The sequence below is a fragment of the Rhizobium sp. CCGE 510 genome (genome assembly GCF_000292525.1).
GTDB lineage: Bacteria > Pseudomonadota > Alphaproteobacteria > Rhizobiales > Rhizobiaceae > Rhizobium.
Genome location: NZ_AEYF01000008.1, coordinates 1 through 16,047, shown reverse-complemented (window position 1 = coordinate 16,047; position 16,047 = coordinate 1). Strand labels below are relative to the sequence as shown.

The window sequence follows — 16,047 nt, the reverse complement described above, 5'->3', positions numbered from 1 at the left end:
CGGAGACCGTCAGGCAAACCGCTGCGGGCGGAACGGGTACAGATCGACGACGGGCCGTTCGTTGGCGATGATCTGGGCGACAACGTGTCCGGTTGTCGCGCCTAGCGTCATCCCGACCTGTCCGTGACCGAACGCCAGTGTGACGTTTCCGAACGACGGGGCCTTGCCGATGATCGGCATCGTGTCCGTGATGAAGGGACGCGCTCCCATCCAGCGAGTGCTGCCGGTGATGTCGAGAGCGGGCAAGATTGTCTTCGCCCGTTCAGCAAGAACATCCGCCCGGCGAAAGTTCGGCTCAGGATCCGCTCCGGCGATTTCGATGGTTCCGCCGATCCGAAGTCCTGTCGCCATCGGAGTAAGAACGAATCCGCCGGACGCATAGTAGATCGCCCGCTCGAGATGGACTTGTGGATGCGGCGCGTGGACATGGTATCCGCTGAGATGGGCAAGTGGGATCCTCAGTCCCAATTGGCGACTGAGCGACCCGCTCCACGCACCCGCAGCGAGCACGATCTGCTTTGTGTCAATTCGGTCTCCGCTTCGTAGCTTCACGCTGCGGACTTGGCCGCGCTCGCTTTCAAAAGAGAGAGCCTCGTCCGCCACGAACTTGCCGCCCCGTTGGGCGACTTCCTCCGCCAGAGCTTGCGTGAGCGCAAGAGGATCGGTGAAATGATACCAGTCCTTCATGATCACCCCGCAGGTGACGGGACCTTCGATTGCGGGCTCCAGTTGCCTGACCTCTGGGCCAGATATGAAAGTGTGGCCGAAGCCTAGTTCGCTCCGGAGATCCCAGACGAAGCGATCGCGCTCGTATTCTGACCGATCATTGAAGAGCATCAGGTTCTCGACCTGCGAGAGGAGATCGGGCCGCCCGATCCGCTCAAGCAACGCGCCGTAATCGGCATTGACCCTCTTCATCATGGGGGTGAGGGAGGAAGCAATATGGCGAACCGTGTCCGCACGTCCGGCCTTTAGAAATCTCAGCAGCCATGTGAGGTCGCGGGCCAGGGCGCCCGGTCGCACGAATAGAGGGCCCTCGGGATCAAGCAGCCACCGCGGTATCTTCTTGATGACGCCAGGCCGCGACACGGGTACAACCTCTCCGGGTGCGAGAAGGCCGCAGTTTCCGTAAGACGCACCCTGACCGATTTCGCCGCGTTCAATGATCTCGACGGAGTATCCGCGATCCTGCAAAGCCACCGCAGAGCACAGTCCGATGATGCCGCCACCGACTATCGTAACGTCTGCCATTGCCGCCACTGATCAATGTCCCTGTTCGTCCAAAAGGACGCCACCGGTCGCCCAGTTCGCGGAGGATGTCTCGGCGAAGATGACTTGGATGGTCTCCGGTCTGTTGCCTGTCACTCTTGCCATTTCGGCAGTTAGAGCCTTTGCGAGTTCACGCTTCTGCTCCTTGGTCCGCCCGGAGAGCATCTCCACTTTCAAAATCGGCATAGTCGTTCTCGCACATTGATTTTCTCATCGAACCTTCTTTACGGCTTGCCGTCGGTCCTGACTTTTGTTTATCATATGTCGACATTATGTCGAGCGCGAACTTGAAAATAAGAGAGACACGGCGTTGAAAATCACAGGCAAGACCAAGATCTTCTACATGATCGCACACCCGATCGACCACGTCCGTTCGCCCGAGGTGTTCAACCCCTGGTTCGCGGCAAATGGGGTTGATGCGATCATGATTCCGGTACATTACCGTCCTGATGATTTCGAAGCCGCGTGGGACGGCCTACGCCGCACTGCAAATCTCGGCGGATTCATGGTGAGCGTCCCGCACAAGGAGAAGGCCTACCTCCTTTGCGATGAACACGACGAGACAGCGGAACTTGTCACCGCGGTCAACGCTGTCCGGCGTGACGAGGACGGACGTCTGACGGGAGCGAACTTCGACGGACCGGGCTTCATGGCGGGCGTCCTTAACGGTCCTCACGAAGTTGCTGGAAAGTCGGTTCTTCTGGTGGGTGCAGGCGGAGCAGGCGCCTCGATCGGGTTCCAGCTCGCGAAGGCGGGCGCCGAACATATCACGCTCGGCGATCTCGATACTGCTCGCGCCACTGATCTTGCCGAGAGGATCCTCGCGCGCTTCCCGAAGGCGAATGTGACGCTGGGCGGAATTGATCCGCGAGGGCACGACATCGTCGTCAACGCAACGCCGTCCGGGCTGCATCCGGAGACGGACCCGATCCCCGTCGACCTCGATCACATCTCCTCCGACATGATCATAGCCGACATCATCATGAAGCCGCGCGTTACGCCACTGCTCGCTGCAGCCAAGGAAATCGGGTGCGATGTACGGTACGGTGGCGGGATGCTCGACATGCAACGCGATCTGACGCTGGAATTCTTTGGCCTGAAGGCTTGAAGGAAAATGCCGAGATGCAAGCATCTCCTGGCATCTTGTTCAGGGCTGCGCGGCATAAGCATTGTAGGCGGAGCCGACCAAAAAACCGCAATCGACCGGAATAACGACGCCCGTTATCGCCGATGCCTTGTCGCTCGAGAGAAAATTGATCGCTTCCGCAACGTCTTCCATAGACACGAGTCTCCTCAGCGCGGCCGCCTCGATCATCTTCGCAGGGTTTCGCGCTCCCTCGTCGATACGCTGCTGCATGGCCGGAGTGAGCGTGTAGCCGGGCGCGACGGCGTTGACCCTGACGTTCGATGGGCCGAGTTCGGCAGCAAGGCTTTCGGTCAGCATCTTGACGGCGGCCTTGGACATACCGTAGGCAAGCTGAGGCGAGGGTGTGAGCGACGTGAGCGAACACAGGTTGACGATTGATCCGGCACCTGCCGCGCACATCCGGCTTCCAAATGCGCGGCAGACGAGGACCGTTCCCTTTAGGTTGACATCAATTATGCGGTCAAACTCGCCCAAATCCATGTCATTGAGCCGAACAGCGTTCTGCAATATCCCGGCTGAATTGACCAGTACATCGACGGGCCTCTCCGCGAAGAGTGCCGCTGCCAACGCCAGCAGATCCTTCTCGTTGCTCACATCGAGCTGGTGAAAAGCAGCCTTACCCCCGTCGGCGTTTATCTCGCCGGCGATACGTGCTCCGCGCTTGCCGTTCACGTCGATCAGCGTGACGTGGGCGCCGTTTCTCGAGAGCAGACGGGCTGTTGCCTCTCCAATCCCGCTGGCGCCGCCGGTTACGACAGCGTGCATCATTATACCTCTCCCTTATGCAGCTTTGCGACGAAAGGCGCGCAACGCTCGATCCCGATCCGGACCGTTTCGTTTGGGTCGCGCTTCCACCAGTCGAGATCGGAAAAGATCTCCAGCTCGAACGGGCCTGTGTAACCGATCTCGTCCAGCAGACGCTTGTAGCGGGCGATATCGATAATCCCGTCACCGACCATGCCGCGGTCGAACCAGGAGCGCGTAGGAACGAGCCAGTCGCAATAATGGAAGGTTAGAATTCGCTCAGGTCCGGCGCGCCTCAGTTCGTTCTCGAACTCCGGATCCCACCAGCAATGATAGACATCGGCAACGATGCCGAGGATGTCCCCGAACTCGTCGATCAGATCGTTGGTCTGGCGTATCGTATTGATGACATGGCGGTCACCCGCATACATCGGGTGAATGGGTTCGATGCCGATCTTGATGCCGACATCGCGGGCGGTGACGATGAGTTCGCCGAGCGCGTCATGCATCCTTGAGCGAAAGCCGCGAAGATCCTTCATGCCCTGCGGCGGGCCTCCCGTGACGAATACGACGTTTGGAGCGCCGATTTCCGCCGCATCGCGAAGTACCTGCCTGTTTTCATCGAGGGTGGCCTTGAACCCGGCCTCATCTGCCTGATTCATCCACGCGGTCGCGCAGAAGGTCGGTATCCACATGTCGGCGTCACGGAGATGACGGGCAGTCTGCTTCACGCCGTAGTCGTACATCTTGTCGCGCCAGATCGCGATTCCGGAAACTCCATGCCGGCGATATCCTTCGATCGCCTCGGGCATGTTCCATGATCTGGTGGTGATCTGATTGATCGCGAAACGTGACAGGTCCTGTTCCAAAAGCATTCTCCTTTGGGATTGATCTGCATGGGATCCAAATGGAGAGCGTCTCGTTTCCGCATGCTGGGTTCAGAAGTGGGGCCAGCGATCGTGCGAGGAAAGCCATGACGATCCACCGCGCGACTTGAGCAACTCTCAGTGGATGGGAGACCTGAGATGCTCGGGTCTCATCGTGTCACAGCTTACGCTGCCCGCGAACTGCGGGCCGCTTCGGTTGCCGGCCGGTCGATCTCGAGGCCATCGCCGGCGAAAACGACGCCATGCTTCTCTTCGGCATAGCGGCGCGAGATCTTGCCGTTGCCGAGATCCTTGGAGATCAGGTCCAGGCTTCGCTTCAGCGGATCGCCGTAGCCACCGCCCCCCGATTGCTCATGCCGGTAGACGAGACCCTTCTCCACCTGACGCGTAACCTTGGAGGGAAGCAGGACTTCGCTCTCGCTGCCGGGATCGAGCAGGTTGCGTGTCAATGCCGCAGGCTCCCCGCCGAAAAGGCCGTATGGAGCGTGGACATATCGGTCGGCACGGATCTGCAGGATCGCCTCGTCGGCGAGGAAACGATACTGGCGGGCAAGGCCGAGCCCACCACGGAATTCGCCCGCACCGCAGGAATCGTCACGCAGGCAATATTCGTCGATGCGCAGCGGGTAGCGCGCCTCGAGGCTCTCGACAGGTAGGTTCGACAGGTTCTGTGCCGGATTGGTGACGCCCTCGATGCCGTCTTTGTTGAAGCGGCCGCCCCATGCTCCGTTGATCATGTCAACGAGAATGAAGGGTTCGCCGGACTTCTTGTCGTATCCGCCGAACGCGATCACGGTATTGCCGCCTTCGCTGGCGGCGATGACCTTGTGCGGAGCAACTTGCGCCAAGGCTCCCATGACTGTGTCCATCACGCGATATCCGGTGAGGGCGCGGGCAGCGACGGGAGCCGGGGAAACCGGGTTGAGGATGGTGCCGAGCGGCGCCTTCACGGTGATCGCTCGATAGACGCCCGCATTATTGGGCACGTCCTGGTCGAGAGCGCAGCGAATCGTCAGATAAGTCGCCGACTTCGTGAACGAGAATGTCGGGTTGATCGCGCCCCGGACTTGGGGGGACGTTCCTTCGAAATCGACGGTAAGGTGATCGCCCGCGACAGTCATCTTGCATTTGATCGGAATCGGCGCAGTGCTGAAGCCGTCGCCGTCCACATAGTCGGTGAACTCGTAGTCGCCGTCCGGCCAAGACGAGATTGCCTTGCGGGTCAACTGCTCGCCGTAGTCCATCAATTCGTCGAAGTAGTCGTTGAGGATGTCCGACCCGTAACGTTCAAACAGCTTCAGGTATTCACGCTCGCCGATGTTGCAGGTGGCAAGCTGCGATTCAAGGTCGCCGATGACGAGATCCGGAAGACGCACGTTCTCGCGGATGATGTCGAAGATCCAATTGTTCGGCTCGCCCTTGTCGTACAGCTTGACGGGCGGGATCCGGAGGCCCTCCTGGAAGATTTCCGTGGAGTCGGCTGCATTGGAACCCGGAACGCGGCCACCGACATCGCAGTGATGGAAGATAACAACGGAGAACCCCTCGATCTTGTCCTTAAAGAACAGAGGCTTGAACATGAAGATATCCGGAAGATGCATGCCGCCCTGGTAGGGGTCGTTCAGGATGAACACGTCGCCCGGGCGGGCGGTTGCCGAGAAACGGCTGGTGATCACCTCCATAGCGTCCGGCACCGCGCCCAGGTGGAGCGCGACGGTCTTGGCCTGTGTCAGGATCCGGCCATCCCGGTCGCAGAGCGTCGCGGAATAGTCGAGAATGTCGCGGACGATCGGCGAGCGGGCTGTGCGCATGACCGCGTAGGCCATGTCGTCCACGATGGTGTCGAGCGCGCTCTTGATGACCGCGAAGCTGATGGGATCGATATTTCTAGTGCTCATGGGGGGTCACCTTCGTTCAGAGCGAAACAATGATGTTTTGGGCAGCGTCGAGTGACGCTTTGGCGCCGGGCGGAACGACGATCGTCGAGTCCGGGCTCTGCAGTACGGCGGGGCCGGCGACGTCGCCATCGAACGACGCGCGGTCGATGATCGGTGTGTCAACCCATCCGCTTTCACGGCTGAAGTAGACCTTCCGGTGCTCGATCGTGCCTTTCCTGACCTCGAACTGGCTCGACGTGAGGCGCTTGAAATCGAGGATATCTCCAACGACGGTTGCCGATAGCCTGATGTTGACTGTCTCCACCTGGTCGGTCGATGCGTAGCCGTAGAGGGCGATGTAGGCATCGAGGAAGGCCTGCCGGACCTTCGGCAGGTCCGCATCGCTGAGCTTTGCCGGGATCTGGATGGGTACCTCCGAGTCCTGTCCGCGGAACCGCAGGTCGAGCTCGAAGGACAGGGACATGTTTTCCCGGTCATACCCTTCCTTGTTCAATGCCTGGTGGGCCTGCTCTGCCAGGTCGTCGATCACCGTATTCGCTGCATCCGTGTCTAGCGCATGCAGAAATCCGGGAAGAGCTCTGATGAAATAGCGCTCGACGTTGCCGGCAAGCATTCCCATTGCGGTGAAGACGCCTGGGGCACGCGGGAAGAGAACTTTCTTGATGCCGAGCATCTGCGCCAGGTCGCATGCGTGAACAGGACCCGAGCCGCCGAATGCAAGCAACGTGAAGTCGCGCGGATCGACGCCGCGTTCGACAGTCACCGCCCGGATGGCGCGAGCCATGTTCGCGTTGGCAACTTCACGTACGCCGACCGCAGCAGCTTCGATATCGAGCCCCAGAGGACCCGCCAACTGGCTTGCGATGGCGTGGCGGGCGCCCTCGACATCCAGCTTCATCTGGCCGCCAGCAAGAACCGGCGGGAGGTATCCGAGGACGACGTTCGCGTCGGTGACGGTCGGCTCCGTGCCGCCGATGCCGTAGCATGCGGGTCCCGGGTCAGCACCGGCCGACCTGGGACCTACGTGAAGCAGACCGCCCTGATCGATCGCGGCAATAGAACCGGCGCCGCTGCCAACCTCGGCGACGTCTACGTTCGGGACGCGCATGAGGTAGCCGCCTGCCTTGATGAAGCGGCTCGGCGTCGAAATCCCTGCACGGAATTCATACTCGTTCGATCGCGTCAGCTTGCCGTTCTGAACCAGCGAGGCCGATGCGGTCGTGCCGCCCATGTCGAACGCGATCAGGTCGGACATCCCGACCGAACTTCCCAATCGTCCGGCACCGACAACACCTGCAGCGCGTCCGGACGTGATGAAGAATACAGGCTTCTCCTGTGCCATCGGAGCAGTGGCAAGGCCACCGTTCGAATTGCTGACCAGGAGCGGCGCGTTGATACCGATACCCCGAAGTCCCGACTCGAGACGTTGCAGATACTTCCGTAGGGACGGGAGAACGTATGCGTTGACTGCTGTCGTCGACGTGCGCTCGTATTCGCGGATTTCAGGAAGAACAGAGACGGACGAAGTGACCCAGATATCCGGAAAAGCTTCGCGGAATATCGCCTCGGCAGCGAGCTCGTTTTCGGGGTTGCGGTAGGAGTTGAGGAAGCAGATAGCGACTGATTCCACGCCTTCGGACTTGAAGAACTCGCCTGCTTTCAGGATTTCGTCGCGATTGACGGGAGCAAGGACTTCACCCTGAGCGCTCATTCGCTCGCCGATGCCGACGCGATAGCGGCGCGCCACCAGTGGATCGGGCTTGTCCCAAAGAAGGTCGAAAATCACCGGAGTGCGAAGACGACCGATTTCAAGGATGTCTCGGAAGCCGCGCGTCGTGAGGAGACCACACTTAGCGCCCTGTTGCTGAAGAAGCGTATTTGAACCTACGGTTGTTCCGTGAAGAACGTGCGTTACGGCGCCGACGTCCAGACCGGCAATCTCAAGCAGTTGCTTCACTCCAGTCAAAACAGCTTCGCCGGGATCGGAAGGTGTGGATGAGACCTTGGCGAAGAAAGTCTGACCAAGGTTATCCAGCAGGACGAGGTCGGTGAAAGTTCCGCCAATGTCCGTCCCAATTCGGGCTGTGCGCATCGCAAATTCCCTCTCCATTATCGTCGTTTTCGGTCGATCATTGGTCGACAATTTTAATTGGATAATATCAGTATCCCCATACGTCAAGGGATATATGCGTCCAATTTCCGATTCTAGAATGACGAAAAATATTGAAAAAAGTCATTTGACATTGTCGACATTAAAGCGACAATAGATGGGTCTTTAATAACCGGAACATCAGTTTCCGGAGACCTCAGAGGAGAGCGACGATGAAAATTTTTAATTTAATAAGAAGTGCTGCGATCGGCAGTCTGTTGGTATTCTGTGCCACCGGCGCTCAGGCCCAGGAACCTGGATACTGGCAGAAAATCCAGAGCCGCGGATCTCTCAGATGCGGAGCAGCCGTCGCTCCTCCACACGTAATGCGCGATCCTGTCTCCGGCGAGTTTAGCGGCGCCTTCATCGATTTATGCAAGGAAATCGCAAATGTCGTCGGCGTGAAAGCCGAGGTGATCGACACGAGCTGGGACAACATCGTTGCCGGCCTGCAAGCTGACCGATGGGACATGTCGCTCGCGTTGAACCGCACGCCGAAGCGCGCCCTTGCTATCGCCTTCACGGACAGCGCATGGGACTACCAGGTGTCCATCGTCCATAACAAGGCGAACCCGAAGATCGATGCGAGCTGGAAGAGCCTCGCAGATTTCGATAAGCCTGGTGTTACGATCGCGATCATGTCCGGGACCGCGCAGGAGCAGATTCTGTCGACACAGATCAAGAATGCGACGATGCTCCGGCTTCCCGACAATGACGCCACCCGTCTGGCGCTGATGTCTCGTCGCGCGGACGTCCTTGTCGACGATGCGGATAGCAACCTTCTCTTCACGACCAAGAACGGCGGGGATTGGCTCACGGTTCTTCCCGAGCCCGCGATCGCCAAGCAGGGCGTGGGCATGGGTCTGCCGCGCAATGTGAGCGGAGCGGATCTCGCCGTGATCAATCTGTTGTTCGCGGAGAAGATCGCCAAGGGTGAAATGAAGGCAAGCGTCGACGGTTACGTAAAGAAGTTGCTGGATCAGAAATAGTAGAGTCGATTCAGATCACGGTCGCTCCCGCAGTTTATGCTCCCGGGAGCGACGCTTGAAGTTGAGCGGCCAAATTAGCCGCCGCTCCGGCGATGGATACCGGGAATGAATGATCGGCAAAGTTTTATCGAGGTTCGTGACCTGCATAAGAGCTACGGGCAGGGGCACGTGCAGGTCATCAAGGGCCTGTCGCTATCGATGGACAACAAGGACAGGGTTGTCGTCATCGGCCCAAGTGGTGGAGGAAAGAGCACTCTGCTCCGCTGCGTAATGGGCCTTGAGCAGATAGACTCTGGCAGCGTCAGCCTGGAGGGGAAGGCATATGTGAAACGCGGCCCTTCGGAGAAACGGACAGCGATCGACACAACCATTCGCTCCACGATCGGGATGGTCTTTCAGAGCTATACGCTTTTTCCACACTTGTCGGTGATGCAGAATCTCACACTCGCCCCCGTCAAGAGCCGCGGCGTTTCGAAAGCAGTCGCGAGCGTGCGAGCGCGGGAACTGCTTGAGCGCTTCGGCCTGTCTGCGAAGGCAAATGAATATCCAAACCGTCTTTCCGGCGGTCAAAAGCAACGAGTGGCCATTGCGCGGGCGATGATGCTGGATCCTAAACTCATGCTTTTCGACGAGGTCACGTCGGCACTCGATCCTGAACTCGTCTCCGAGGTCGAGCAGATGATCATCGGGCTGGCGGAGAATGGTCTTCCGATGATGATCGTCACCCACGATATGTGGTTCGCGCGAAGGGTGGCGACGAGAGTCATCTTCTGCGCCGACGGCGTGATCCAGGAAGATGCCACGCCGCAGGAATTCTTCGAAAACCCGAAGAACCAGAGAACGCGCGACTTCATCGAAAACGTCCTGCACGCGAGGTAGTGCCATGCAGAACCTCGACTTCTACTTCGCGCTCTCGTCCGGTCTCCAGTTGCTCGACGGCCTCTGGGTCACCTTGTATCTGACGATCTGGTCGAACGTCATCGGGCTTACCTGTGGGTTCCTTCTGGCGTTGGTCGGCGTTTCCCAAATCAGGCCGCTGCGCTGGCTCTACACCGCCTATGTCGAGATCTTTCGCTGTACACCGATCCTGTTGCAGATCGTCTGGTTCTTCTTCTGCGTCCCGATCCTCTTCAATGTCTACTGGTCGGGCGAGTTTCTGGGCCTGCTGATACTCGGACTGAACCTGACGGCGTTCAATGCCGAAGCATACCGGGCCAGTATCCAGGGGATTCCGCCCGCCCACCATGACGCGGCGATCGCGCTCGGATTGGGGAGGCGGGTAACGGCGCTGTATGTCGTCATGCCCCAGGCTGCTCGCAACGCCATGCCCGTGCTTGTCACAAACGCCATCGGGGCGTTCCAGCAGAGCGCTCTCGTCGCCCTCGTGGGCGTCGCGGATCTCATGTATCAGGGCAAGCTCCTGTCGACCCAGACCTATCGCCCCATCGAAGCGTATACGAGCGTAGCGCTCATCTACTTGGTGATATCGGTGACCTTCGGCCAGGTCGCGGGGTTTCTTGAGCGGCGAAGCGAACTTTATCGATAGGACAGACCATGGCCAGTTTTGATATCACGTTCGTCGCGAAGTACTGGCAGACCCTTCTGGTGGGACTGGGCCTCACGCTTCAGTTCACTGCCATCTGCATCTTATCGGGAACATTGCTTGGCTTGGTTCTGGCGTTGATGTCGCGCTCGCCAAACGCGTTCGTACGCACTTTTGTCAGGATGTATGTCGAACTCATCCGCGGGGTGCCAGTACTCATACTGCTGTTCTGGATATTTTTCTGTCTCCCGGTGGTGACAGGCCTGGAAATTGGAAACTTCCTGTCGTCCACGCTTGCGCTGACATTGTTCATGGGGGCTGCGACATGCGAGTCCTTCCGCGCCGCCCTGAAGTCGATCCCGCATGAACAGTACGACGCCTGCACCGCGCTCGGGCTCACCAACAAGTCGAGGATCCTCGATGTCGTCATTCCTCTGATGGTGATGCGCGCGATTCCCAACCTACTGTCGAACACCGTTGCTCTGTTTAAGGAGAGTTCGCTCGCGTCCGCCGTCGGCACCGTGGAACTCATGTACATCGGCCAGAACATCGCGAACTCGACCGCACGTCCAATCGAAGTCCTCACGGTGGTGGGCATACTCTACTTCATTGTCGGCTTCCTGCTAACCCGCCTCGTTTCGCTCGCGGAGACACGGGTGCTCAGCCGTCTAGCAACCTGAAATACGGGAGGCACTACCATGATCACGCGTAGTCACACCAACGCTCGCATGAGCCAGATCGTATCATTCCAGAACTTTGTCTTCCTCGCGGGGCAGGTGGGAGAGCCAGGCGATGATGTCGCTAAGCAGACCCGTGACACCCTTGCGAAGATCGATGCGCTGCTCGCTGAGTCAAATTCATCCCGCGAGCAGATACTCCGCGCCGAGATTTGGCTCGACGACATGCGGGACTTCGCTGCGGTGAATGAGATCTGGGAGGAGTGGATGCCGTACGGACACGCACCAGCTCGCGCATCCGGCGAAGTCCGGGTGGGGAGGCCGGGTCTAAAGGTCGAGATCCTGATCACGGCGGCGCAGGCCTAGACACAAGGAATTCCATGAACGGTTCTATTCCTTACAAGACCTGCGTTCGGCACTACTTTTTTCATCTCTTCATCCGCTGTACGCGCTCATCTGCGACTTGATGTTTTCAGCAAGCCTCGCCGCTGCCGTCTCCAGCACACCTTTCGAGCGGACGACGAGGCGAAGTGAAGGAATGGGGAAATAACGCTCTACGAGCGGCAGCCATATCAGCGCTCCGCGCTCGGTCTCCGCACTGATGTCGAAGGGATTGAGGAAAGTGATGGCGCTGCCACTCATTGCGAACTGTTTGATGACCTCGATCGAATCGGTTTCCACCGTCGGCTGCAAGGGCAGTTCGGCAGAGGCGAAGGCATGATCCATGACGCTGCGGATCGCCATCGTGTCGGTTCCCGTCACGATCGGATACTGAATGCAGTCCGATAAGCGAAGAGCCGACTTTTGTGTGAGGGGATGGTCCGGTGCAACGACGGCACCGATCTCCACGTCGATGGTTTGTAGAATACGAAGGCCGGGATTGGGCAGTATGTTGTAACCCAACCCAATATCGCTTTCGCCCGACATCACACGTGCAGCGATCGCCTCGGGCGATGGCTGGATCTCGACGCGCACAAGCATGCGGCTGTGCTGGCGGATGAATTCGCAGGCCAGGGTCAGGAGTGGGCCGTAGATCAGCCCACCCATAGTGGACAACCGGATCGTGCCTCTTTCCATCCCCTTCAGCGCGGCGATGCGGCCGATCGTTAAGCGGTAATCGCGTTCCACCGCTTGCGCATGTGCGACCAGCACTTCGCCGGCCGCCGTCAGCCGGAGCTTGCGAGGAAGCCGCTCGAACAGGGGCATTCCGACTTCTTCTTCCAGAGCCAAGATCTGCCGGTTAAGCGCGGAGGAGGAGATGTTGAGGTTTTCGGCGGCCTTCCGCATAGATCCGAAGCGGGAGACCTGTTCGAGAAACCGCAGGGTCTTCTGGTTCATGGCCTCGTCTTTCGTGAGCGTTGTGATGCAGAAATCGGGACAGATATGCGCAAAAATGACGCTGTAATGAGGACAATAGTTGACATAGCCTGCTCGCACAACACCAACGATGGGGAACAACAATGTCAACCAAGACCACCCGCGCCAGCGGGCTTGCAATGATGGCCGCAACGCTTCTTCTCGGCGCCAGTGGTCCAGCCGCCGCACTCGACAAGATCCGTTTCGGTCTCGGCTGGCTGCCCGAGGCCGAACATTGCGGCTTCTTCCAGGCCAAGGCGACAGGGCTTTACGAGAAGGCAGGCCTCGACGTGGACCTGATCGCCGGTGGCCCTGGCATCAACACCGCCATGCTGGTGGCGGGCGGTGAGCAAGATCTCGGCATGGGCTCGAGCTTCACCACGCTCAATATGGTCAAGCAGGGTATACCCGGTGTCACAGTTGCGGCCTTCTTCCAGAAGGATCCTCAGACCCTCGTCGCTCATGCAGGGCAGGGGATATCCAAACTGGAGGACGTCAAGGGCCGTCCGGTGATGGTGGCCGACTTTGCCCGCGGCGAATTTTGGCAGTTCCTCAAATACCGTTTCGGCTTCACCGACGACCAGCTGCGCCCCTACACCTACAGCTCCGCGGTCTTCGTCTCCGACAAGACCGCGATCCAGCAGGGGTATGTCACCGCGGACGCCCATTACCTCGGCAACCAGCTCGACCAACCGCCGGTGATCATGCTGCTCGCAGATCACGGCTATCTCAACTATGCGACGACCGTCTTTGGCATGAGCAGCTATATCGAGGCGCACCCCCATGCGGTCAGGGCGTTCCTGAGCGCTACGGCCGAGGGTTGGAAGAGCTGCATGACCGGGGACTACACACCCGCGATGAAGCTCGCGACCTCCATCAACACCGACCCGGCTTATGGCGAGGGGCTTTGGAAGGCATCAATCACCGAAATGCGGGAACGCCATATCGTCTCCAATGAGACCGGCGGGAGCATAGGTGCGATGACGGATGCGCGCTGGGCCGACTTCTTCGCTGACATGGTGAAGGCAGGTGTTTATCCCGCCGACCTGGAGTTCAAGAAAGCCTATACGCTCTCCTATCTTCCGGGGTCGAAGTGAGTTCGATGCTTCGGGATATCGCAGAACCTGCAATCGCCGGGACCGACCTGCTTTACGTGTCCGCCCTCACTCAGGCAGCGATGGTGCGTGAGGGCCGTATCTCGTCCGAGGCGCTCGTGGCGCTGACCATCCAGCGCGCCAAGGACACAGCGACAGACCTCAACTGCATCGCGGTGCCACGTTATGAACGTGCGCTGGAAGAGGCCCGCTCCGTGGACTCAGCGCTTGCCCGGGGCGAAGATCCCGGGCTGCTCTGCGGCGTGCCGGTGACCGTGAAAGACGGTATCGCAACGGCTGGCGACCAACAGACCCTGGGATCGCTATCGATGGTGGACGTCATCGCGCAACGGGACGACATCGTCTGGGCGCGACTGAAGGCGGCCGGCGCTGTTCTCATCGGCAAAACTGCGACCCCGGAATTCTATCATGAGGTCACAACGCATTCCGCCCTTCACGGCGTCACCCGCAACCCATGGTCCTTCAATCATACGCCGGGCGGTTCGAGCGGTGGCGCGGCGGCGGCATTGGCGGCGGGCATCGGCTCGATTGCAATCGGGTCGGATGGTGGCGGATCGTTACGCTGTCCCGCCGCCTGCACCGGAACTCTGGCTTTAAAGCCGACTGTCGGGCGTGTCCCCCATGAGAGCTTTCCAGACACTTTTGGCAATTATTCGTCGATGGGACCGATGGCGCGCTCCGTCGAGGATCTCGCGGCAATGTTTTCGATCATGTCCGGTCCAAATGATCGCGATGCGCTTTCGCTGCTGACAGGCGATGCAGTCGGAAGCCTTGGCGGCGATCTTGTTACGAGCCGAATCGGGTGGCTTGCAAATCCGGGCGGCTATCATGCCGAAGCGGAGATAAGCGACCGCTGCATCACCGCACTTGGTGTTCTGGAGAGGGCAGGAGAAAACCTGAGACGGGATCTCGAGCCGGAGCTTCTCCATGGCGCGCATGCCATCTACAGGGTCATCGGTGCCGTTGGCCATGCCGGTCGCCTTCGCCAATTGGGTGCATCCGCGCGGTCGATGTGGGGTGAGACCTTCAGGGACATCGTCGACCTCGGCATGTCCTTTAGTGCTGCGGATCTCGCACAGGCTCAAGAGGCGCGCACGGCACTGTTCCGCCGCGTGCAGCAGGCCTTTCGGCATGTAGACGTCATCGCCATGCCGAGCCTGACGCGGTCACCCGGGCCCGCTGATGCGCCCTGTCCAGTCCATGGCGAAGACTATGCCGCCTGGGCGGCAGCGCTCTATCCCTTCAATCTTACCGGACACCCGGCCATATCGGTGCCCTGCGGGTTCACTTCAGAGGGCATTCCCGTCGGCATCCAGTTTGTGGCGCGCTGGCATGAGGAGGAGCGCCTTTTCGATGTGGCAAGGATCCTCCAGGCGGCATTGCCGAGTTGGAAAGAGAGGCCAAAGCTGTGACGATACCCGCTCGACAAAACGACGCCATAGGACATGCTGTCATCGACACTATCGCAAGGGAGCGTGCTTCCCTGCGTCTTGTGCTCGACCGGTTCGCACCCCTAATCGCCGGCGTGGTTTTCCTCGTCGCCTGGGAACTCTTCGTCCGCTGGCGGGGTATCCCGCCTTATGTTCTGCCAGCGCCGAGCGTTATCTTCCAATCGCTGTGGACGAATGCCGGCGGGCTGATGCGCGCGCTGGGAAACACGGCACTGGTGACGCTGAGCGCCTTTTCGCTCGCGACCATCAGCGGGATCGCCCTCGGCATTCTGATCGCACTGTTCAAGACGATGGAAAAGATCGTCTGGCCCTACGCAGTGGCGCTGCAGGTGACGCCCATCATTGCGATTGCGCCGCTGGTGATCATCTGGGTCGGGCTTTCCAGGGTATGGCTTGCACTGCTGATCCTGTCCTGGCTGGTTGCCTTCTTCCCGATGCTCTCGGCCACCGTCGTCGGCATAAAATCCGTCGACCGCGGGCTGCAGAATGTCTTCACCCTTTATCGCGCCACGCGTTGGCAGCGGCTCCTGCGCCTGCAATTGCCGGCGGCATTGCCCTTCATTCTGTCCGGCGCCCGCGTTTCGTCGGGACTGTCGGTCATCGGCGCCGTCGTGGCGGAATTCGTCGCCGGCAGTGGCACCTCGACGGGCCTTGCTACATCCGTTTCCAGGTCAACGTTGGCGAAGATGTCGGCGGCGATTCTGACTGGGATGCGGTTACCCGCGGTCAGGTTCAGTTCACCGCCAAGAGCGATACCGAGTATGGTCCTCTGACCGGCGTCATCGTCATGCAGTTCAATGCTGACAACGCCACCGATCAGGA

General features: G+C 59.5%; 15 protein-coding genes and 2 pseudogenes. 10 read left to right on the top strand and 7 right to left on the bottom strand.

The features are described from left to right. Positions 1-9: 9 nt before the first annotated feature. Positions 10-1,251: an FAD-binding oxidoreductase gene (locus tag RCCGE510_RS05140; RefSeq protein ID WP_007627822.1), complete on the bottom strand. Its 1,242-nt coding sequence runs from the start codon at positions 1,249-1,251 to the stop codon at positions 10-12. Positions 1,252-1,263: 12 nt separating this feature from the next. Then, positions 1,264-1,455 (bottom strand): tautomerase family protein, encoded by a 192-nt coding sequence (locus RCCGE510_RS05135; RefSeq protein WP_007627813.1) that lies wholly within the window; start codon positions 1,453-1,455, stop codon positions 1,264-1,266. A 124-nt stretch (positions 1,456-1,579) separates the two neighbouring features. Here RCCGE510_RS05135 and RCCGE510_RS05130 point away from each other — a divergent pair, with 124 nt between their 5' ends. After that, the gene (locus RCCGE510_RS05130) at positions 1,580-2,377 is read left to right on the top strand and encodes a shikimate dehydrogenase (protein WP_007627812.1); all 798 of its coding nucleotides are present in this window, start codon (positions 1,580-1,582) and stop codon (positions 2,375-2,377) included. A 39-nt stretch (positions 2,378-2,416) separates the two neighbouring features. Here RCCGE510_RS05130 and RCCGE510_RS05125 read toward each other — a convergent pair whose 3' ends face one another. From RCCGE510_RS05125 to RCCGE510_RS05110, 4 genes are all read right to left on the bottom strand, one after another. After that, positions 2,417-3,184 (bottom strand): SDR family oxidoreductase, encoded by a 768-nt coding sequence (locus tag RCCGE510_RS05125; protein WP_007627811.1) that lies wholly within the window; start codon positions 3,182-3,184, stop codon positions 2,417-2,419. Further along, positions 3,184-4,035: a sugar phosphate isomerase/epimerase family protein gene (locus RCCGE510_RS05120; RefSeq protein WP_037077821.1), complete on the bottom strand. Its 852-nt coding sequence runs from the start codon at positions 4,033-4,035 to the stop codon at positions 3,184-3,186. Before RCCGE510_RS05120 ends, RCCGE510_RS05125 begins: the two co-directional genes overlap by 1 nt. A gap of 176 nt (positions 4,036-4,211) precedes the next feature. Beyond that, positions 4,212-5,945, bottom strand: coding sequence for a hydantoinase B/oxoprolinase family protein (locus tag RCCGE510_RS05115; protein WP_007627802.1), 1,734 nt, complete (start codon positions 5,943-5,945; stop codon positions 4,212-4,214). A gap of 16 nt (positions 5,946-5,961) precedes the next feature. Then, the gene (locus tag RCCGE510_RS05110; protein WP_052029474.1) at positions 5,962-8,037 is read right to left on the bottom strand and encodes a hydantoinase/oxoprolinase family protein; all 2,076 of its coding nucleotides are present in this window, start codon (positions 8,035-8,037) and stop codon (positions 5,962-5,964) included. A gap of 230 nt (positions 8,038-8,267) precedes the next feature. On the opposite strand from RCCGE510_RS05110, the gene RCCGE510_RS05105 reads away from it, so the two are divergent. From RCCGE510_RS05105 to RCCGE510_RS05085, 5 genes are all read left to right on the top strand, one after another. Then, positions 8,268-9,083 carry a transporter substrate-binding domain-containing protein gene (locus RCCGE510_RS05105; protein WP_085989756.1) on the top strand — a complete coding sequence of 272 codons (816 nt, stop codon included), beginning with the start codon at positions 8,268-8,270 and terminating at the stop codon, positions 9,081-9,083. 105 nt (positions 9,084-9,188) lie between these two features. Further along, the gene (locus RCCGE510_RS05100; protein WP_007627799.1) at positions 9,189-9,962 is read left to right on the top strand and encodes an amino acid ABC transporter ATP-binding protein; all 774 of its coding nucleotides are present in this window, start codon (positions 9,189-9,191) and stop codon (positions 9,960-9,962) included. Between the two features lie 4 nt (positions 9,963-9,966). Continuing rightward, positions 9,967-10,629 (top strand): amino acid ABC transporter permease, encoded by a 663-nt coding sequence (locus tag RCCGE510_RS05095; protein WP_007627798.1) that lies wholly within the window; start codon positions 9,967-9,969, stop codon positions 10,627-10,629. Between the two features lie 8 nt (positions 10,630-10,637). Further along, positions 10,638-11,306 carry an amino acid ABC transporter permease gene (locus tag RCCGE510_RS05090; protein WP_007627797.1) on the top strand — a complete coding sequence of 223 codons (669 nt, stop codon included), beginning with the start codon at positions 10,638-10,640 and terminating at the stop codon, positions 11,304-11,306. A gap of 18 nt (positions 11,307-11,324) precedes the next feature. Further along, positions 11,325-11,669 (top strand): RidA family protein, encoded by a 345-nt coding sequence (locus RCCGE510_RS05085; protein WP_007627795.1) that lies wholly within the window; start codon positions 11,325-11,327, stop codon positions 11,667-11,669. 69 nt (positions 11,670-11,738) lie between these two features. Here the strand turns inward: RCCGE510_RS05085 and RCCGE510_RS05080 are convergent, their stop codons facing one another. Continuing rightward, positions 11,739-12,641 carry a LysR family transcriptional regulator gene (locus tag RCCGE510_RS05080; protein WP_007627794.1) on the bottom strand — a complete coding sequence of 301 codons (903 nt, stop codon included), beginning with the start codon at positions 12,639-12,641 and terminating at the stop codon, positions 11,739-11,741. A 122-nt stretch (positions 12,642-12,763) separates the two neighbouring features. Between RCCGE510_RS05080 and RCCGE510_RS05075 the strand changes: the two genes are divergently transcribed. From RCCGE510_RS05075 to RCCGE510_RS34670, 4 genes and pseudogenes are all read left to right on the top strand, one after another. Beyond that, positions 12,764-13,756 (top strand): ABC transporter substrate-binding protein, encoded by a 993-nt coding sequence (locus RCCGE510_RS05075; RefSeq protein WP_007627793.1) that lies wholly within the window; start codon positions 12,764-12,766, stop codon positions 13,754-13,756. Positions 13,757-13,761: 5 nt separating this feature from the next. Next, positions 13,762-15,186, top strand: coding sequence for an amidase (locus RCCGE510_RS05070; RefSeq protein ID WP_007627792.1), 1,425 nt, complete (start codon positions 13,762-13,764; stop codon positions 15,184-15,186). 227 nt (positions 15,187-15,413) lie between these two features. After that, a pseudogene (locus tag RCCGE510_RS35480) lies at positions 15,414-15,860 on the top strand (ABC transporter permease subunit); the annotation flags it as partial. Between the two features lie 5 nt (positions 15,861-15,865). After that, a pseudogene (locus tag RCCGE510_RS34670) lies at positions 15,866-16,047 on the top strand (porin); the annotation flags it as partial.